13 protein-coding genes are annotated in these 19,221 nt (G+C 61.5%); 3 read left to right on the top strand and 10 right to left on the bottom strand.

Translation table 11 applies throughout. The features are described 5' to 3' along the window. Positions 1-353 precede the first annotated feature (353 nt). Positions 354-1,961 carry a tetratricopeptide repeat protein gene (locus tag VNX23_RS11410; RefSeq protein WP_325630055.1) on the bottom strand — a complete coding sequence of 536 codons (1,608 nt, stop codon included), beginning with the start codon at positions 1,959-1,961 and terminating at the stop codon, positions 354-356. 280 nt (positions 1,962-2,241) lie between these two features. Here VNX23_RS11410 and VNX23_RS11415 point away from each other — a divergent pair, with 280 nt between their 5' ends. Further along, positions 2,242-3,753 (top strand): ABC transporter substrate-binding protein, encoded by a 1,512-nt coding sequence (locus VNX23_RS11415; RefSeq protein WP_325630057.1) that lies wholly within the window; start codon positions 2,242-2,244, stop codon positions 3,751-3,753. Between the two features lie 198 nt (positions 3,754-3,951). Here VNX23_RS11415 and VNX23_RS11420 read toward each other — a convergent pair whose 3' ends face one another. The 9 genes from VNX23_RS11420 to VNX23_RS11460 form a co-directional block, all read right to left on the bottom strand. Further along, a complete protein-coding gene (locus VNX23_RS11420) occupies positions 3,952-5,199 on the bottom strand; it encodes an ABC transporter substrate-binding protein (protein ID WP_325630059.1) in 1,248 nt (415 codons plus the stop codon). Positions 5,200-5,248: 49 nt separating this feature from the next. Next, entirely contained in the window at positions 5,249-7,003 is a 1,755-nt protein-coding gene (locus VNX23_RS11425) for a CocE/NonD family hydrolase (RefSeq protein WP_325630061.1), read from the bottom strand. 195 nt (positions 7,004-7,198) lie between these two features. Beyond that, positions 7,199-8,437 carry a hypothetical protein gene (locus VNX23_RS11430; RefSeq protein ID WP_325630063.1) on the bottom strand — a complete coding sequence of 413 codons (1,239 nt, stop codon included), beginning with the start codon at positions 8,435-8,437 and terminating at the stop codon, positions 7,199-7,201. Beyond that, positions 8,427-9,782: a hypothetical protein gene (locus VNX23_RS11435; RefSeq protein ID WP_325630065.1), complete on the bottom strand. Its 1,356-nt coding sequence runs from the start codon at positions 9,780-9,782 to the stop codon at positions 8,427-8,429. The genes VNX23_RS11430 and VNX23_RS11435 overlap by 11 nt, the downstream gene beginning before the upstream one ends. A 446-nt stretch (positions 9,783-10,228) precedes the next feature. Further along, positions 10,229-12,100: a flagellar protein gene (locus tag VNX23_RS11440; RefSeq protein ID WP_325630067.1), complete on the bottom strand. Its 1,872-nt coding sequence runs from the start codon at positions 12,098-12,100 to the stop codon at positions 10,229-10,231. Positions 12,101-12,110: 10 nt separating this feature from the next. After that, a complete protein-coding gene (flgK, locus tag VNX23_RS11445; protein WP_325630069.1) occupies positions 12,111-13,988 on the bottom strand; it encodes a flagellar hook-associated protein FlgK in 1,878 nt (625 codons plus the stop codon). Between the two features lie 44 nt (positions 13,989-14,032). After that, positions 14,033-15,853, bottom strand: a complete 1,821-nt coding sequence (locus VNX23_RS11450) for a flagellar hook-basal body complex protein (RefSeq protein WP_325630071.1) — start codon at positions 15,851-15,853, stop codon at positions 14,033-14,035. A 206-nt stretch (positions 15,854-16,059) separates the two neighbouring features. Then, positions 16,060-16,560 carry a peptide-methionine (R)-S-oxide reductase MsrB gene (msrB, locus tag VNX23_RS11455; protein ID WP_325630073.1) on the bottom strand — a complete coding sequence of 167 codons (501 nt, stop codon included), beginning with the start codon at positions 16,558-16,560 and terminating at the stop codon, positions 16,060-16,062. A gap of 68 nt (positions 16,561-16,628) precedes the next feature. After that, a complete protein-coding gene (locus VNX23_RS11460; RefSeq protein ID WP_325630075.1) occupies positions 16,629-18,125 on the bottom strand; it encodes an FAD-binding oxidoreductase in 1,497 nt (498 codons plus the stop codon). Positions 18,126-18,232: 107 nt separating this feature from the next. On the opposite strand from VNX23_RS11460, the gene VNX23_RS11465 reads away from it, so the two are divergent. Together VNX23_RS11465 and VNX23_RS11470 are read left to right on the top strand one after the other, a co-directional pair. Continuing rightward, positions 18,233-18,775 carry a SixA phosphatase family protein gene (locus VNX23_RS11465; RefSeq protein WP_325630077.1) on the top strand — a complete coding sequence of 181 codons (543 nt, stop codon included), beginning with the start codon at positions 18,233-18,235 and terminating at the stop codon, positions 18,773-18,775. Positions 18,776-18,842: 67 nt separating this feature from the next. After that, positions 18,843-19,221 (top strand): universal stress protein (locus VNX23_RS11470; RefSeq protein ID WP_325630079.1); only part of this gene is annotated, 379 nt, incomplete at its 3' end.

The following is a 19,221-nucleotide window of genomic DNA, read 5'->3' on the forward strand; positions in this document are numbered from 1 at the left end:
ACGCTCCTGCGTGGTCGAAAGCAGGTCGGCGGTGCCCTGAAGCGAGAGCAGGTTCGCGCGGACTGCCGCAGTGAGAGTGACGGGATTCAGAGACATGGGATAACCTTTCTGGTGTAACGCAACAGTCGGCCTTCTTGGCCGAATGCCGGACCGTAGGAAGCAAATGCTCAACGAACTATGAATCCCACCGGGAAGGTTCCTGATACCGGTGGGTTTCAAAACTCGTGGTTTAAAATGATTGAAGAATATTCGCGATACTTGAGCGACCGGCGGTGACCGGCCGGCCAAAGATCGCGACAGGGACAAATGTCGGGAGCGCGCGGCGCGCGGCAACAACAGCAAGGCGCTGGCCTTTAGCGCTTGATGTTTGCCCGCGGACACGCGTCAGCCTGCAATTCATCGCGCAGACGAGCGATCACGCTATCCCAATCGCCGAATGCCGGCTGACGCAGCAGCTTCGCCGTCGGATACCAGGGCGAGTCGCCGCGCTCGCGCATCCAGCGAAAATCGGCCGCATAAGGCAGAAGGACGATCACCGGCTTGGCAAGCGCGCCAGCCAGATGCGCCGCGGCCGTATCGACCGAAACGACCACATCGAGCAGGGAGATCACCGCGGCCGTATCGGCGAAATCGGCAAGCTCGCTGCCGAAATGAACGAGCTGCGGCGCCTCGCGCAGGGTTTCGCGGTCGGCGTCGCGCAATTCGTTTTGAAGGCTGAAACAACGAATCGGTAAATCCTTCAAGAGCGCAGCGAGGCGCGCAAGGAGGATAGAGCGGTTGGCGTCGTTCTTGTGCGACGTCGAACCGGACCAGACAAACCCGACGCGCGGCCGCCCCTCGCCCAGGCGATCGCGCCAGCAGGCGATGCGCTCTGCGGAAGCCTCAAGATAAGGAACGTCAGTGGGAATGGTCTGGAGCCTGGTTCGGAAAGCGAACGGAAGGCTGAGCAACGGGCAGTGCATGTCGAAGGCGGGAAGCACCTCGCCTTCGGCGATGACATCGACACCATCGAGCTGCGACAGCAGCGAGTGCAATTCTCCTTGAACCTCGCAAATCACCTTCGCGCCACGTGCGGCCAAAAGCGGTGCATAGCGGATGAACTGAATGGTGTCGCCGAATCCCTGTTCGGCGTGCAGCAAGATGGTCTTGCCGGAAACGCCCGCCTCTCCCAGCCATAACGGCCGCGCAAACTCACGCCGCTTGTCCGCAAAGGTGCCGGTCTTCCAGCGCCATTCATATTCCTTCCAGCCAGCCTCGAACTCGCCGAGCGTCAGGTGTGTCATGCCGGCTTCGAAATGAGCCTCAGCGAATCCCGGCGCCTTTGCGAGCGCAGCCTCGAAGTCGGCGAGCGCCTCGACCGGGCGGTCAAGGCGGCGAAGGGCGTGGCCGCGATTGGTCAGGATTTGCGGATGCCCCGGCAGCCGCGCGAGCGCCGCCTCATAGCTCGATATCGCCTCGACCGGGCGGTTGAGCCGAGCAAACGCATTGCCGCGGTTGACGAGCGCACCGACATGGGATGCGTCTTTCGCGAGCGCCTCTTCATAATTTGCAAGCGCTTCATCGATGCGACCCAATTCGAGGCACGAATTGCCGAGGTTGTAGAGGATCTCCGGGTGCAGAGGCGCGATCAGCAACGCGCTGCGATAGGAGGCAACCGCTTCTTCAAAGCGTTTCGTTGCATGCAGCGCAAGACCAAGATTTGACATCGCCTCCGCAGAAGCGGAATTGACTTTCAGCGCCTTCGACAGGAAATGCAGCGCCTCCGTGAGGCGGCGTCGCTGCAGATTGAGAAGGCCAAGCAATTGCAGCGCGTCGAAATCGTCCGGCCGGTGATCCAGAATCCCCCCGCACAGCCTTTCGGCCTTGTCGAGACGGCCTTCCTGAAACGAATGGAGAGCTTGGCGTTGCAGGCGCGACAGGTTCGGCATCCGCGCTGGGGAATTCTTCCAATGAGCCGACAACGAGCGTCCCTCTGAAGGCGGATTCGAAAACCGCCCTCGAATCAATCGCCTGCGCCAAGGTTATCATGCAGTACATCATTCGGCTGAATGCTGCAGACCACGCGATGCTCTCGCTCTACTGTCAACGGCTTTTGGTCCACAACTTGCATCGAAACCGCGCAACGTTCTCGTGACACAGGTGATGCCCATGCGTTTTTCCCGGATTTGCTGCGTCTCGGCCCTGCTGGCATGTTTTTGGTCGCAGCCCCCTGCCCGCGCCGAAAGCACGCTTCGGATCGCCATGACTGCGTCCGATATCCCGACGACGACCGGCCTTCCCAACAACGGGTTCGAGGGCATGCGCTTTCTCGGGTACCCGATCTTCGAGGGCCTTGTACTTTGGGACCTTACGAGGACGGACCGTCTGGCGGGCTTGCGGCCGGGATTGGCAGAGAGCTGGGAACAGGAACCCAACGACAGCAGGACCTGGATTTTCCACCTGCGACCGGGCGTGAAATTCCACGACGGGACTGTATTCAACGCCGACGCCGTCATCTGGAATCTCGACCGCTATTTCAAGAGCGACAGTCCTCAATTCGAGATCGCGAGTTCGGCGATGACGCGCGCCCGCGCGCCGCTGGTCGCCTCGTACAAGAAGATCGATGATTCAACGGTGGCCATTTCAACGACGAAGCCGGCCTCATACTTCCCCTTCATGGCTGTCTACATTCTGTTCACCTCGCCGGCTTCGTTCGAGCAGGCCGGGAGGGATTGGACAAAAGTGGCGACGCTGCCTGCCGCCGGCACGGGGCCATTCCGCATCTCGAAAGTCGTGCCGCGCCAGGAGGTCGATTTGGTTCGGTGGGATGGCTACTGGGACGTCGCAAGCAAAGCAAAGCTTGACCGTGTGGTGCTGATGCCGATTCCCGAAGCCAATACGAGACTCGCAGCGCTGCGTTCGGGTCAAGTCGACTGGATCGAAGTGCCGCCGTCCGACGGCATTGCCTCGCTGAAATCGGCCGGGTTCACGATCACGAGTGGTTCCTACCCCCATGTCTGGCCGTGGTTTTACAACATCGGCGCCGCCGGCAGCCCGTTCAAGGACGTCAGAGTCCGGCAGGCTCTGAATTATTGCATCGACCGCGATGGAATCGTCACCTTGCTCAACGGCACGGCCGAACCTTCGGTCGGCTGGCTGAAGACCAGCGACCCCAATTTCGGATCACCCGAAAACCGCTACAAGTTCGACCCCGCGAGAGGCAAGAAGCTGCTCGCGGAAGCCGGCTTCACCAGCGAAAAGCCGCTCGCCTTCAAGGCAATGATTTCCACATCGGGCTCTGGACAGATGTTGCCCTTGCCGATGAATGAATTCGTCCAGCAAAACCTTAGAGAGGCTTGTGCCGTCGACGTCCAGTTCGATGTGGTCGAGTGGCAGATTCTTCTGAACGCGGCGCGGGTGACACCCGACAGTCCGAACCTCAAGGGAGCGATGGTGCTCAACATCAGTTCGCCCTCTTCCGATGTCGGCATCATGGCTCGCTATTTTTCGTCAGCAAATTTCTCGCCCAACGGCTTCAATTTCGAACAGTGGAAGGATGATGATTTCGACAATGCGCTGACGACATTGTCGGAGGCGAATGACCCGGCCGTGATTGCAAGCGCGCTGCGCAAGGCACATGAACGGCTCGTGGACAATCCACCGTGGCTCTATATCGTCCATGACCTGAACCCCCGCGCCATGAGCCCAAAGGTCAAGGGATTTGTCTCGCCGCAATCCTGGTTCATCGATTTGACGCTCGTCACCATGCAGTAAGTAAAAAGTCGTTTTGCCCGCCCGGTGACCGGTCAAAGATTCAATCGCAGCCGGCTCTTTGGCGTGCGGCCGGACCACTCTTGTCCGGACGGGCACGGCGCGTGGCAGCAGTGTTAGGGAGCATCAAAATGATCGCGACCCGAAGGGCCGCGTCTGTGTAAAGCGGAAGCCGGTTTTCCCTCGCGACAAACAGCCGATCTATCGCTCAAGGTATTTGGCCGGCGGATATTCGCGCGAGTAAACCGGATTGGCCAAGAATGCCTGCTTGCCATAGGTCCAGAACTGACTGACGTCGGGATAGGTCTTGAACACCGAATTCACAAGCCGACCGTCCTTGCGGGTGACTTTCCGCAAATAGACGTTGCCGACCACATTGCCGAGATCGTCGAACTTCACCGGCCCCCGTACCGTTTCAACGTTGGAGGAGCGAAGCGCAGCCATCAACGCAGCCTTGTCTTCGACCTTGCCGTCGACAGCCTTGACCGCGGCTTCGAGCACCGCCGCGTTCACATAGGTGCTCGCGGCATAGAATCCGGGATCGTATTTGAATTCGTTCCGGAACGCCGGCGCGAAGACCTGATTCGGCCTGGCGTCGAGTTCCGCCGAATACCAGCAGGTGGTGATGATGCCGAGCGCTTCGTCACCCATGTTGCGCAGCACCGCCTCGTCGAGTGCGGTCATTCCGCCGATGACCTGCATCTTGTCCTTCAAGCCGTAATCGACGAATTGTCGAAGAAAACGAAAGCCGTTCGATCCGGCAAAGCCCAGGAAAATGGCGTCCGCATTCTTCAACTGCGCCACATAGCTTCCGTAGTCCGGCACGGTCAGCGGCGGAAACAGCTTTTGAACGATTTGCCCGCCATTGTCCTCGAAAACACGCTGAAAGCCCGCGCACATCTCCTGGCCATAGGCGATGTCGTCGGCAATCGTGATCATCTTCTTGAACTTCAGTTCACTGGCCGCGTATTCTCCCAACGGATGCGCGCACTGGGAAGAGGTGGAGGTTGCGCGCACGAACCACGGATTGGCGTTGCGCTGGGTCATATCCTCCGCGGCCGCGACCGAGAGCGTCGGGATCTTGTTCTGGCGAATATAGTCGTCGATGGCCAACGCCTCGAATGCCGCGAGCGGCCCGATCAGACAATGCACGTCGTTCTTTTCGACCATTTCCTGCGTCTTGCTGCGCGCGGTAGCGGGAATGCCTGCGGTGTCGCCGACTACCAGCTCGACCTTTCGCCCCGCCATCATGTAGTCGCGCTCCTTCAAATACATCACGAGCGCGCGCTCCATATCGATGCCGCCGGACGCCAGCGCTCCGGTCTTGACAGTCAACAGCCCGACGCGGATCGGCCCGTCGGCGGCGCGCACCATGGCGGGCGCAACCACGCTCGACAGGCCGATTCCTGCAACTCCCGATACGAAATGGCGGCGTGAAATCCTCGTCATGTTTGCTCCCTCGTATTTTCTTTGAATGCGATCGGCTGGTCCTGCTGACTTATTTGGTCGGATTTTTTTCAGGACCCGGGATGATCGGAACCATGAGGCTGCAAGCGCCTTTGCGGTCGACATGCAGCGTTGTCGTTCCTGCAAATAGAAGCTGCGGCCGGTCGCGCGGATCATCATGCAAAAACGGCCCGCACCCCAACAACTCATTCTTGAAATTGGAAAGCTTCGCCCCCGTGGTCGCCTGCCACATGTAATCCTTTCCTCGAACGCTAAGCGCAATGCGAAATCCCTTCGGCACCACGATCGAAGTCGGCCATATTTCGATCGCCAGATCAACCGGCCTGCCCGGCTGCAACGGCTGAACCTCGTCATGGGTGTGGTAGGGACGCCAGCGTCGGGACAGGCTTTCGTCGAGCTTGCGATGAGAGGCGCGCAGCCAGCCCTGTGCGATCGGCGTGTGCGGATCGATTGCACCGACAAAGGTCACTTCCCGCAAATCGGGATTGAAGACGCGAAACACCAGAAAGATATCGGCGTCTTCGGTCGTGGAAGAAATTCGCAGATTGCAAGCCAGAGGGCCGGTGATCTCGGTCTCTTCGCTCAGGGGGCGCGATATGAAGGTCAGTCCGTCGCTTAAGGCTGCGAAACTGATCTCAGCATCCTCTGCGGGCGGGTCCAGCGAAAGCGTCTGCTGTTTCGGATCGAGATAGAATCTGGTCCAGACCGTGGACGGCAACGGCCAGTCGGTTTCATGCCGTTCGACGAAACGATCGATATGGCGGACCTGCAACTGCACCTTCGGTTGCTCGGCCCAGCCATTGGCTTCGCCCTTGAGATAGAAATCAAAGAAGCGCTTCTGCAGGTTTCGCCCGTAGTCGGTGTAGAAATGCGTCCAGTGCTCGAGACCATGACATTCCAGCCACTTGTTCTTCGACGCAGCGCGGACAAAACCTTCGAAATTTCCACGTGGGTGCAGGCCCTGACCGCCCCAGTTGGCCGCCGACAGCAACGGGACGGTGACCTTGTCCCAGATCGGCGAACGCGCCTTGTGGTAATCATCGTCGAGAGGGTGCCTAAGAATCTCGTCGCCAAAGCTCGATCGGTTTTGTGCGAGTTGCTCGTCGGACATTGTTTCATCGCCGCAAACCAGCGCGCCGGTCACCACGCTGCACGGTCCCCGCTCCCCGAGCCCGTACTGCACGGTCTTGACCTGCATGTCGTACCAGTTGGCCCAGAACGTCGACAGGATGCCGCCGTGATGGGTCATGTCGCGATACCAGTCGGCCGCCCCTTCCCAGATGCACATGGCCTTCAGATGCGGCGGCTGCAGCGAAGCCACGTGCCACTGGTTGATGGCATAATAGGAAATTCCATTGAGGCCGACGTTGCCGTTCGACCAGCGCTGCACGCCGGCCCATTCGATGCACGCGTAGAAATCGCGCGTCTCGCGCGGCGAAAAATGATCGACAAAACCCGGCGAACTTCCGGTGCCGCGCGAGTCGACGCGCACGCAGACATAGCCGTGTGATACCCATTTTTCCGGATCGACCACTTCCCAGTTCTGATATTTGTTGGTCGATCCGTAGGCCACGTCGGGATGATTTGCGATCATCGCCTGCCACGCGCTCGGATAGCCCTTCTGGAAAGCGAGGCCCTTGGCGTATGGGCCATACGTCAGGAGGACCGGCCATTTGCCTTCGTCCCTCGGCCGGAACACGTCGGCCCGCACCACCACGCCGTCATCCATTGCGATGCCGACGTCCCATTCAATGAGCATGTCGTCCTGCTCGACCGCCCCGGCCATTTCATCTCCCGTCCGTTTTTTCTCTTGCGGACCGGGAGTGTTGGGTTTTCCGTTCAATTTATCAAATGAAAAATTCTGCCTTCGCAGAGCAGGATGCCCGGCGGCGGACAGAACTTAAGTATTAACAGCGCACGAGCCGCGATGTTGCAACGACGCGGGACGCGCTCGAACCGGCGTCGGTCCCCCAAAAATCCTTCAGGCTGCCTTTTCTTCCCTGACCTCAGCATGGCGATAAAGCATCGTCGCGAAGGCATCGAAGACCTTTCGCATTTGCGGTGGCTTGTAGGGAAACACCTCGGGCGAATCCATGTTGTGGACCACCGCCGTATTGTCGGCCTCGAAGATCAATAGCTCGCCGCGCTTGTTTTCGGCGCAATCGATCGTGAAGTAGTCTAACCCCACGCGCTCGGCGATCGCCGCCAGCGCGCCACGGTGACGGACGGCGAAATCGCTGTCGAAGTCGCGCATGAAACGCTCCTCTTCCATGCGCTTTGCCGCACTGAACGCCATGCCCGCGTTGAGATACCAGATGTCCCAGCGATCGGCGATCGCCATGTGGCAGGCGTAAGCGCGGCCATCGACGAACACGATCCGGTATTTGCGAAACAGGCCGTCGTCGTCGGAGTAGTCGACGAAACGCGCGACGAAAAATTCCTGCTCTGCGCAAACGGCCAGATAGGCTTCGAGCATGGCAGCATTTTCCAGCCTGGCGAGCTCGACACCCGCATGCGAGCCCCGCGGCCGGATGATGATCGGAAATTTCAGGCCGGCCGCCACCTCGGCGCGTCCCGACCGAACGATCTCAGACAATTGCCCGCGGCTCAGGCAAGCGGTTGGGGGAATGTCGAGACCCTCGATCCCGCCAAGCATGTGATGCAGTTTGTCGCGATCGAGACTGCGGATAAGACGCGGCGGATTGAGCAATGGCCGCGGCCAGCGCGCGGCAAGCGAATCGATCTTGCGCAGCGCCTCCAGGCATTCCGGTGAATCGGATGCAATGACGATGGCAACGTCGTGCTCGGGCAGTGGGGCCGGCAAATCCACCCCTGAGATGACGTAAAGCGTCTGCAATTCGATTCCGGAATTTTCCAGCAGGAACTCGATGGGCGTGTTGCCTCCCATGTCAATCGCTGCAGCCAGCGCCAGCACGCGCAGTTTCGGCTCCAACGGACCGGGCGAGCGGTACAGTTGATGAAAGCCGAGCACCTCCGCCTGAATAGCCATTCCGATCGGCTTGTCACCCAGGAGCTGCATAATCAACGACAGATCAAGCCCCTCGCCCGCCCCGGCCGTGCCCGCGGCCACTTTCGAAATCAGTTCGTCCCGCAGCGGGCGAAGGTCGGCGCCCTCGAACGCCTTTGTCGTCAATCGCGCGAATCCAATCCGCTCCGCGCTCGGGTAGCACGCAAGACCGGTGCGATTGTCAGGCGCCATGGCAAACTCCCGCTGGTTCAAGGCCGTCCATATGGACAAGCAGTCTTTCGATGTTCGCAACCACCGTGGCCACGTCATCAAGCGCGCGCTGCAGGTTGCGTTGCGCCAGGTCTTCGCTCGACGAGAAGGCTTCCGAGACGAGCCGGGCGCTCGCGCTGATGCGAAGAGCCGCCGCCGGATGGTGGTCGGCACGACCAAGCACGACGGGCTGGCCGATCAGGCAGGGCTTTGGTTCTGTTTCCCGATCATCGCAAGCCGCATCGCGGGCGAGCCTGCGATAGAGCGTCCTGCAATCTTCCAGCGAAAGGATGCGGTTGCCGCGGCGGACCATGAATGGAAAAATCGTCCGCTGGGCCATCTCTTCGTCGCCAGCGCCGGCGCCTTCGACTTGATGCTGTGGCGGCAGCAGGAAAAGCGATGGCGATGAGCCGATGATTCGTTCGACACCTTCGCGGAACGCCGAAAGAGTCGCCAGGCGAAACTTCGGCGGAACACGAAAATAGCTGCCGATTTCCTCCAGCGCTGCTTCCCATCGCAGCCATTGGCCGAGATTCATTCTGACTGGAAAATGCGATCGCAGGCTCGACCAGTCTTGCGGCCAGTCGCTGCGGCAAAAATATTCGAAGAACCCTGACGGAATATCGCTGGCCTGATCGATATCAGGGGCGAAAATCGAGGGCATCAGCAGCGCACCGCTGAAGGGCGGGCCGGTGAAGAATTTGGATCCGGTGATGATCACCCAATATCCGCGATCGAGGTAGGTTCGAAGCCGTGCGCGCCCAAGGCGCATCTGGCAGGCGTCGACCACGACCTGGACCTGTCGGGGCCAGCGCGCCGCGATCTCCTCGAGGCATGTCTCGCTCGGCGCCCGCCAGCCGAATTTCGAGGAGTCCATGATCTGGAGAAGCACGTTGCTTCCGCTCGCGACCGATCGTTCGACCGCGCCGAGAACAAGTGAATCGATGGCGCCATGCGGCCGTCCCTGCCCCGTCTCATCGAACAACCGCAGCGCGATACTCTCGACGCAGCCGGAAAGCCCGGCGATCGGCTCTCCCTTGCGGACCAGGCCTCCGTTCGCGGTCGAGGCACTGAAGTGGCAGCCACGGGCGGTGTGGACGGTTCCGCTTCCGGTTTGATCGGCCGCCACCACCACCGTCGTCATGGCGGGACCGAGCAGCGCGCGCGCGAGGAAGAGCGCCTGAAGCTGCGAGTCGGTGCCCGACGGAGAGAGGACCACGTCGGCGTTGGCTCGCGAGAGCGAAAGATAGCCGCGTAATTCGTCCCGCATCGCCCCGATGCGCGCATCGAACGCGGCCTCCATTCCGACTACAATCGCAGATTGCATCAACCCATCGCGCGCGCTTTGGGCGCGATCGTAGGCGCGCTGCGAAATCGATGTCGCCGTGCTCGAGGAAAAACTCAGCGTTTGGGGACAAGGGTATGGCTGGCAACCATATTCATTCAGCCCGCTCGCCGGATTGATGCTCAGCCGTGAATCGCCGCCGCCGCACAAGAGCCGATCCAACGGCGCAAACAGTCCAGCCATCGCAGAGGCCGAGGCCGATCGATCCCGGGAAGTCGCCTTCTCGACCAGTTGCAACCGAACCCCACCATTGAGCATTGCCTGAGCCTCCACCCCATAACAGCTGTGCCGGCCGCTGCGCACAAGGCTGCAATGGCGGCTAACGCGGTGTTAACCCGCTTACCGAGGAGTAAATCGGTATAGTTAACGAAAGCTTTACTTCAGCGCTCTACCTGTCGTTGCGGTTGGCTCTTAAGGCAGGATCGCGCTTAGCCACCGGGCAAGAGGAACTTGGTCAGCGTGAGGCCCGCAAGCATGGAGGTCGTTTCATAAGAGGCCTGCAGGGTCGTCTGCAGCGCCAGAATCTGGCTTGCCACTTGCTGCGTCGAGGCGGTCTCGGTCTGGTCGACGATGTTCTGCAGAAGCGTCTGGGTCTGGGTCTGCCGGTCGGTCGCCTCTTTCATCGTGTTCTGCGCGTTGGCGAAATCGGTCTGAATATCGGCGATCGTCTGCTGTCCCGGCTGCGGCGTCAGGTTGGTCGCGATGCGCTGGCTGAGCGCTGCGATCGTCGCACTCGAATTGGCCGCAGTCGGCGACACCGTGACGGCCGCGAACACGGCCACCCCTTCGAGCTGCGTGCGGATCGCCTGTTCGTTGGCCTGCGCGCCGTAGGCAACAACAATGTTCGAATCGATCCGGGCGGTCGATGACGCCCGTGGCGAGGGTGAGGAATTGCCGGTGTACCAGGCAACCGTGTTGGTCGGATCGCTGACGAGCGAGGTCGCGGAGCTCAGTGGCGAGCCCGAGACCCGCAACGACACCTGGGTTGCGGTCACCGGCTGCAAACCGAGCGATGCCAGCTGCGACGGGTTGGAGCTCGTCACCGACAGGTTCGAGGCATCCTCGGTGTGCAACGTGATCACGCCGCCGCTGACGGTCGAGGGCGTCGACGTACCGGTGACCTGGTCGATCTTGGACAACAGCGTTTGAACGCTGTCGGTGACATTGAGCTCGTTGCCGGTCGCGCCGGAGGCCACGAACGTGATCTGTGTTCCGTTGACGGTGATAAAGTCGCCGGGCGCAAAGCCGCTCGCAAGCGAATCCGTGCCGGCGGCGCCAGACAAGGTGGTCGCGCCGGTGATCGGCGCTGGCGGCGAGCCCTGATTGTTGACTGCGCTTCCCGTGGCCGTTCCCGCATCGAAGAAATCATGTCCAGCTTCGACCGCCGAGGCGGCGACCAGCGACGTGTTGGCAAGGGTGCCGATCGCCGTGTTCAGCGCCGCATTCAGGTTCGCGGCCGTCTGCGCCGGGGTCGCGCCGATGGCAAAGCTGTCGGCCGGCAGCGGCGTCGAATTCGATGCCGTCAACTGAACGGAATCGGTCGTACCATCAGGGAGATTGAAGGTAATGTTCACCTGATCTCCTTGTTTGGGATTGGTGGCGCCAAGGGCGATCGAAATTGCCGCGGGCGAGCCGGAGGGACCGGTCACGGTCGCGCCGGTCAGGTTCGACGACACCGAACTCAGCTTCAACCCGAACGGCGAACCGGCGACGTCCTCGGCGACCGAAACCGACGTCGCCGTCGGCTGCGTGATCACGAGACGGCCGAGGCCCGTGGTACCGTCCGCCTGCGCGCGCTCGGCGATCACCTGCTTCAAACCGGCCTGCGTACCACTGCCGTTCAGGATCGTGTCGGCGGGGGCGACCGCAGGGGTGTTGATGGCGCTGCCGGAAAAGATGAAGCGGTCACCCACCTGCGTGTTGAGGATTCCGACGAGCCCGGTCAATTGGCTCAGCCCGTTCTGCTGCGCGATGGTTTGCCCGGTGCTGGTGATGTCCTGCGCGCCGGATGCAGCACCACTCTGCACCTGCCCCGCGATAGTGCTGAACGATTGCAGCGCAGTATTGGCGGAGTCGATCACCGTGTTGACATTGGTGATCGTCGTGGTGAACGCAGAAATGTCGGAAAGTTGCGATCGCGCGGCAATCGCAAACCCCTCGTTGGCGCCAAACCCGGAATAGGTCGTCGATATCTTGCCGGTCGCAAGCTGCGTCGACAGGTTCGTCAACTGCCTGTTGATGTTCTGGACTGCCTGGCCGAACAGCGAACCACCGGGACCTAAGATACCACTAATCGCCATCTGGATCGCCTTACAGCTGGATCTGCTCTAACGTCTGCATCATGCTTTGAATGACCGACATCACGTGGGCATTGGCGGCGTAGGAATTCTGCAGCGCAATCAGGTTCGACATCTCGCTGTCGATGTTGACCTTGGATGTTGAATCGAACTTCTGCTGCAGCGTGCTGACGACGACGTTCTGGCCCTGCTGCATCTGCGTCGCCGTAGAGGCAGCATTGGCCTGCAGGCTCAAGAACTGCTGCAAATAGCTGCCGATCGTGCCGCTGAAGGGCGCGGTTGCAGAACCTAGCCCGCTTTGCGGCGAGTAGTTAAACACGCCGGAGGTCAGTTGCGAAAAGATGAAGTCGGACCGGGTAGTGTCGCCGGCCGGCGTCGCCGGCGAGGTGCTGAAGACCGTGAGATTTGCCGGATTTGCAAGCAGCGCCTTGTTGACGGTGATGCGTCCGGCGAGGCCGGTCAATTGTGAGCCGTTACCGGTGATGGCGCCGGTATAGGTCGTACCGGCATCGGTGAATAACGGCAATTGCGGATTGCCCGACGTCAGCGAGGAAATCGTTGATGTGACCGAAGCCGCGTTGACGGTCGCGCTGCTGGTCCCGTCATCGGTTACGTTCAACGTGGAACCTGACGCGGAAAATTGCACATGGTCCGGACCAAGCGCCGTGTTCAATTGCGTGGCCACCGATGCCAAGCCACCGGAGAAATTTACTCCGATCACCTTTGGAGTCGCGCCCGGGGCGTTCGGCAGCGGCAACGCGGCCGGATCGTCCACGCGCACGATCTGCACCTGCTGCAGCGCGCCCGTCGCAGTGTTGGTGAAGGTGAGGTTGATCGTGTTGCCCGGCTGCAGATTACTGCCGTTGGTGCCGACATTGAGGCTCAAACCGGCCGGAGGACCCGTCACGGCCGTTCCCGGCGTAGTCAGATCAGAAAGCGAGCTGGAAATGCTCGCGGCGAGTTGATCGACCTGGGTCTGCGCCTGCACCAGCGTCTGGTCGCGCAGCGTCAGGTCGGCGGCTATCTGCCCCGATCTGAACACCTGGTTGGCGACCGCATCGAGACTGGCACCGTTGGGAAGTGTAAGCGTCAAACTCCCGACACCGGATTTGGTCGGATCGGTGTTGTAGAGCGAGGTGGGTGTCAGCGCACCCACCGAGCTGAAGTGAAACTGTGAAGCAAGCCCCGCGCCGACCAGCTGAAAGCCCGAGGTCGTAAACACGCTCACCTGGTTGTTATTGTCGGTGGTGGTTTTGACATCGACAAATTTCGCCAGATCGTTGATCGCCTGATCGCGTTGATCCGAAAGCGTTGCCACGGTGGGATCGGTCGGCTGAAGGCCCTGCAGCTTGGTGTTGATGGCCGCGATCTGATTCAAATCCGCGTTGACCTGCGTCACCGATGTGCCGATATCCTGTTCGACATTCGAGCGGAGCGTCTGGATGCCTTGCGAGGTAACATTGAGCTGCTGCGCAAGAGCCTGCGCCGCGCCGAGCGCCGTCGTTTGCGCCGAAAGGCCGGTCGAGCTCGTCGAGAGCGCCTGCAACGCCGTTGTAAAATTATTGAACGCGGTCTCAAGCGTCCCGGTGCCGCCAGGCGTCCCGTAAAGACTCTGCAGCTGGCCGAGAATATTGGAAGTCTGGTCGGCAAAGCCGCCGCCGCCGATTTCAGTGCGCAACTGGCCCTGGATGAATGTATCGAGCTCACGGGTGACGCCGGCTATCTTGACAGATGCGCCGGCTCCCCCGGTCGACACTTCGATCTGGTTGGGCGTCTCGGCGACGTAGCCCGCCGTCTGGGCGTTGGCGACATTTGACGAGGTGATCGACAGCGCGGCCTGGTTGGCCGTCAGACCGGACAGCGCGCTGGCAAGGGCTGAACTCAAACCCATCTTCGTTACCCGCTTTCGATCATGCCTGCTCTTATCTCAGGCGATCAGCGCAGCACGTTGAGCAGGCTCTGAACCATGTCGTTGGCCGTGGTGATCACCTTGGTGTTGGCCGAATAGGCCTGCTGGGTCACGATCAGCTTGGTGAACTCGTCGGCGATGTCGGTATTCGAGCCCTCGAGCGACGAACCTGAGATCGTGCCGGAGGCGCCGATGATCGCCGGTCCGGACTGATCGGTGGCCGCATAGGCGCCGCCGTCGAGTGCCTTGAGGTAATTGGTGCCGTTGAAGTGCGACAGCGTGATCGAGGCAAGATCGATATTCTGGCCGTTCGAGAAAGTTCCGACCACGAGACCGCTGTTGTTGATCGCGACCGATTGAAGCTGGCCAGCGGCAAACCCATTCTGCGTGATGGCGCCGATGGTTGCAGCCCCACTCGAGCTTGCAAACTGCGTCAGCGCGCCGGAACCGATGTTGAAAGACAGATTACCAAGCGACTGTCCGTCGACGCTCACATTGGGAATGGCGACCGACGAACCGGCAGGAGACGTCAACGCGCCGCTCGCATTGAACGTGAAAGGAATGCCGACATTGACCCATGCGCTCTGGTTACCTGTCGCGGTGGTAGAGGTCTGGTAGAAGAGATTCCAGACGTCCTGGTGCCCCGGGCCGAGCGTCGAGCTGTCGGTCTTGGCCCAGCGTAATTGCAGGTTCACCGGCGTTCCCGCGGAGTCGAAGGCCGTTACGGCGCCGCCGCTGATGGATTCAGTGGTGAAGGTCTGTACGTCGTTGGCGGCAACGACGCCCGCGCCGACGTTGGTACCTGGCGCACGCGCCTGCACGATCGGGACCGTGGCGAAACCGAGCCCTTTGAGGACATTCGTGGCGTTAGCCGTATTGCCGGTGATATTGAGATCCTGGGAGGTGCCGGTGTTCAGGGTAATCTGTCCGCCCGACACGGTTGCCGTGGCACCGGTGATCGTTGAAATCTTGTTGAGCAGCGCTCCGACATTGTCTGTGATGTTAAGATCGTTGCCGGTAGCCCCCGAAGCGACGAAGTTGATGGTCGTGCCATCAACCGTGATGCTGTCGCCAGCAGCGAACCCTACGGCCAGCGAGTTGCTCGGTGCCGTGCCGGATAGTGCTGTGTTGGCAGTAATCGGCTGCGGCGTTGCCTCCTGGTCGTTGACGGCGGTGCCGGTGATGGAAGCGTCAACGGGTGGCGCCGGCGTGCCGAGCGGCAAGGGATTCGTCGCGAAGTCGGCGGGATTGATGCCGCCGGCCGCCGTGATCGATCCGGCCGGCGCGCCGGCGCTTGCCGCCGTGGCGGGTGTGGTTGGAAGGTTTGCGGCGTACTGAATGGCGGTCGTCGCCTGTGCCGGAATGAAGTTGTTCTGGAATTGCAGAACCTGCGGAACGTTGCCGAGCGGGTTGCCGGTCTTCGGATCGACCGCCACGCCCATCAAATAGTAACCGGCGCCATTGACCAGATTGCCGTTCGCATTGATCTGGAAATCGCCGCGGCGCGTATAGTCGGTGATGCCGTCGAACACCGGCACGTTGTCGGTCACCCCGGTCGGCTTTTGCACCGAAAAGAAACCGTCGCCATTGATCGCGATGTTGGTCGCAACGGTGGAAGTCGAAACCGTTCCTTGCGAAGTGATGGTCGCTTGCGAGAAGGCGGTCACGCTGCCGGCAACCTGCTTGTTGGGCGTCGTGGCGTCGGGAATGAGATCCTCGAAACTGGTTTCGATGCCCTTGTAGCCGACGGTGGAGGCGTTCGCGATGTTGCCGGAGATGTTCTGCAATGCGAAGGATTGAGCCTGTAGGCCGGCGACCGAGGTATTAAGCGCGTCGAAGATACCCATAACTTTGTCTCCACATTCGATTGCGTGCAGCGAGCCGCTTTGGCCCGCGCATGGCCGTGATCGGAGGAGACGTCGCAAGCACCGTGCCAGATGCAAGAATCCTGATATTTCAGGTGCTTAAATGGAAATGCCCCGGTCTCTTAACCGGGGCACAATTGCCGGGCAGGCAACAATTGCCGGGAAAGATCCTGGCCCGCTTCTTCCGTTCAGGTCGCCGAAGCTGCCGCCGGGTGGAACACCAGGGCAACGCCATCCATGCAGTAGCGCAGGCCCGTCGGCTTCGGCCCATCGTCGAAGACGTGACCGAGATGTCCGCCGCAGCGGCGGCAATGAACTTCGGTGCGCAGCATCCCGAACGTGCGGTCCTCGGTCGTGCCGACGGCATTGTCGAGCGGCTTGAAGAAGCTCGGCCAGCCGGTGCCGCTTTCGAATTTGGTTTCCGAGGAGAACAGCGGCAGGTCGCAGCCGGCGCAGGCGAAGATGCCCTTGCGATGCTCCTTGAGCAGCGGGCTCGTCCACGGGCGTTCGGTGCCTTCCTTGCGCAGGATTTCATACTGTTGCGGCGTCAGTTGCGCGCGCCATTCCGCGTCGGTCTTTTCGACCTCGAATTTCTCTTCGGCACGCGCCGGGGAACCTCGCAACCAGCGCAAGGCGGCAAGGCCCAGGAAACCGGCGGCGGACGCAAGCAGGATACGGCGGTCAATCATGATGATGGTCTCCGTGCAAAGCGAAATACGGGGTGTTCGCTTTCAGATACGGGGCGCAGACACCAACGTTACACCGGTCCCGGCGTAAAATTCTCACTTTCCTGCGAGCGCGCCATCACGGGTTCGCCTTCGCCGGAGGGGACCGTGGCGGGCGGCCCGGGACGTTCGGGACGCGGCCGGCCAGACGGCGGGCGGGGCCGTGGCGGACGGGTTCCCGCCTGCCGGTTGGCCTCGACCCGACGCACATCGCGCTGGCGGTCCTTCGCCCTCGCCCTCTCGCGGTAGCGGGCCAACGCACCGGCGGCAGCCGAGCTTCCGCGTCCCCAGATCCCGATCAGATGTCCGGCGACCCGTCCGGTCGGACCACCGGCCCAGACCAGTTCGAACGGCGAGAACAGCCGCCAGCGTTCGTCGCCCCACAAAATGCTGCGAGCAATCAACCGCCCGGCCATGGCCGACGTGTTCATCCCCTGCCGCCCGAAGCCGCTCGTGACCCACAGGCCACGACGCAACTGGCCGATCTGCGGCATGCCATGCACGGTGTGTCCGACCGCGCCACCCCAGGTCTCGGATATCTCGACCCGGCCAAGCTGGGGAAAAATCGTACGGATCCGGCGCGCAACGGCGGGGGCAAAACGCTCCGGCCGCGCATTCCAGGTGGTTTCCGGACTGACCCACATCAGGCGGTCGCCATTCACGATCCGGAAATGATCGATACCATCGGAGTCGGTCACCGAACCCTGAAAGGTGATGGCCTCGGCCAGGCGCTCGCCGAGCGGCGCGGTCACCGCGGCGTAGCGCCAGACCGGCAGCAGCGTGCGCGACAGCCGCAGTAGCGACGCGCCAAGATGGATGTTGCCGGCAAGCACGATGTGCGAAGCGCGCAACCGCGCCGACGGCGTCACGATACGCTTGCGGATGCCCGACGAATCGATGCTGACGACCGGCGTATCCTCGAAAATCCGCGCCCCCGCCCGCCGCGCCAGCGCCGCCAGACCGTGGACGTATTTGCGGCCGTCGACCTGAAACGCCTTGGGATAATAGACGCCGTGGAAATAACGGTCGGTCTTGAGATGATCGCGAACGCGATCGACCTGCCAGCCTTCCACCTCGGTTTCGAAATCCTCACCGAGCATCTGCAACCGGCTGATCAATTGGTCGCCGACATCGACATTGGAGACTTCCAGGGCGCCCTCGCTCAGCGCAATGCCCGGCATCAATTGTTCCGACGCGTTGGCCCGAATGGATTCGGCGCCTTCCTTCGAGAGCGCCCAGATTTCGCGGGTATCCTCGAAGCCTATGCGGGCGATCAGGTCTGCGATCGGCAGACCATAGCCCGGCATGACCGTGCCGAGCTGATGCCCGGATGCGTTCCAGCCGACATGCCGGCCTTCGAGAACCGCGACGCTGGCGCCAAGCCGCGCGGCCTCCAGCGCCACTGTGAGGCCGGCGAGCCCCGCGCCGACGACGCAAATGTCGACATCCAGATCGAACGTGAGCCGCAAGGGCTCGGGTGTCGTCCCGGCGTCAGGGCCGTTGGTCGTGCTTGTAGAAGTCTCGCTCATGCTGTTTTCTTACGGACCGATCAGGCGCTTGTCACCTCATGAGCCAAGGCTTGTACATTAAAGGCTTGTGCATTAATCGGCAGACTTGAAACGAATCGGATCGCGCCATGCGCCGTTTGCTGTTGCTGCGTCACGCCAAGACCGAACATGACGCACCCAGCGGCCGCGACCAGGACCGCCGGCTCGACGACCGTGGCCGGCGCGATGCCGCCGAGATTGGCGGCTGGATCGGCCGTCACCCGCCTTTCCCTGATGCCGTGCTGGTTTCGACCGCGGTCCGGACGCGTCAGACCTGGGAAATCGTCTGGGAGACGATGAAGCATCTGGTTCCGCAGCCGCAGGTCGAGGTCTTGCCGGAGCTCTATGGCGCCGATCCGGCGCGGCTCCTGCAAACCATCCACGAGGCCTCCGCAGCCGATCCGCAGCGGCTGATGGTGGTCGGGCACAATCCGGGAATGCATGAACTGGCGCTCGCGCTCACCGGCAGCGGCGACGCTGCCGGACGCAAGGCGCTCGCCGGAAATCTTCCGACGTCGGGCCTTGCCGTACTCAACTTTGCGGTCGACGATTGGGCCGATGTGGCATTCCGCCGCGGACGGCTCGTGCAGTTCCTCAGCCCGAAATTGCTGAAGCTAGGTTCCGACGACTAGCGCAGACGCGTCACCGCGTCGCCCGGCCGTCAATTATGTTGGATTGATGCTGAACAGGGAGGTGCAGATGTTCAATTCCATTCTCGTGCCGCTTGATCTCGCCGATACCGATCTGGCGAAACCCGCGATTGCGACGGCGGCGACGCTGTCGCAAACCTGGAGCGGCTCGGTGCGCCTTCTGAATGTGTTGCCGATGACGCCGGTGATGCTGGCGGAATATGTGCCCGCCGATTTTGACGCCCAGCAGCGCCAGGCCTCCGAGGAGGCGCTCGCGATCGTGGCGCGCGAATCCGGCATCGACGCCGCGCGCATCTCCAGCGTGGTGCGGCAGGGCGGCATCTATCACGAGATCCTCGAAGAAGCCGCGGCGATCAAGGCCGACCTGATCGTGATGACGTCACACCGCCCGGCGATGCGAACCTATTTTCTCGGCTCCAACGCCGGCC

The organism is Bradyrhizobium sp. (assembly GCF_035570375.1).
Classification (GTDB): Bacteria; Pseudomonadota; Alphaproteobacteria; order Rhizobiales; family Xanthobacteraceae; genus Bradyrhizobium.

Coding starts and splice junctions, on each gene's coding strand:
- VNX23_RS11415 (WP_325630057.1), top strand. CDS start 2,242: ATGACTGCGTCCGATATCCCGACGACGACCGGCCTTCCCAACAACGGG.
- VNX23_RS11420 (WP_325630059.1), bottom strand. CDS start 5,199: ATGACGAGGATTTCACGCCGCCATTTCGTATCGGGAGTTGCAGGAATC.
- VNX23_RS11425 (WP_325630061.1), bottom strand. CDS start 7,003: ATGGCCGGGGCGGTCGAGCAGGACGACATGCTCATTGAATGGGACGTC.
- VNX23_RS11430 (WP_325630063.1), bottom strand. CDS start 8,437: ATGGCGCCTGACAATCGCACCGGTCTTGCGTGCTACCCGAGCGCGGAG.
- VNX23_RS11435 (WP_325630065.1), bottom strand. CDS start 9,782: ATGCAATCTGCGATTGTAGTCGGAATGGAGGCCGCGTTCGATGCGCGC.
- VNX23_RS11440 (WP_325630067.1), bottom strand. CDS start 12,100: ATGGCGATTAGTGGTATCTTAGGTCCCGGTGGTTCGCTGTTCGGCCAG.
- flgK (WP_325630069.1), bottom strand. CDS start 13,988: ATGGGTTTGAGTTCAGCCCTTGCCAGCGCGCTGTCCGGTCTGACGGCC.
- VNX23_RS11450 (WP_325630071.1), bottom strand. CDS start 15,853: ATGGGTATCTTCGACGCGCTTAATACCTCGGTCGCCGGCCTACAGGCT.
- msrB (WP_325630073.1), bottom strand. CDS start 16,560: ATGATTGACCGCCGTATCCTGCTTGCGTCCGCCGCCGGTTTCCTGGGC.
- VNX23_RS11460 (WP_325630075.1), bottom strand. CDS start 18,125: ATGAGCGAGACTTCTACAAGCACGACCAACGGCCCTGACGCCGGGACG.
- VNX23_RS11465 (WP_325630077.1), top strand. CDS start 18,233: ATGCGCCGTTTGCTGTTGCTGCGTCACGCCAAGACCGAACATGACGCA.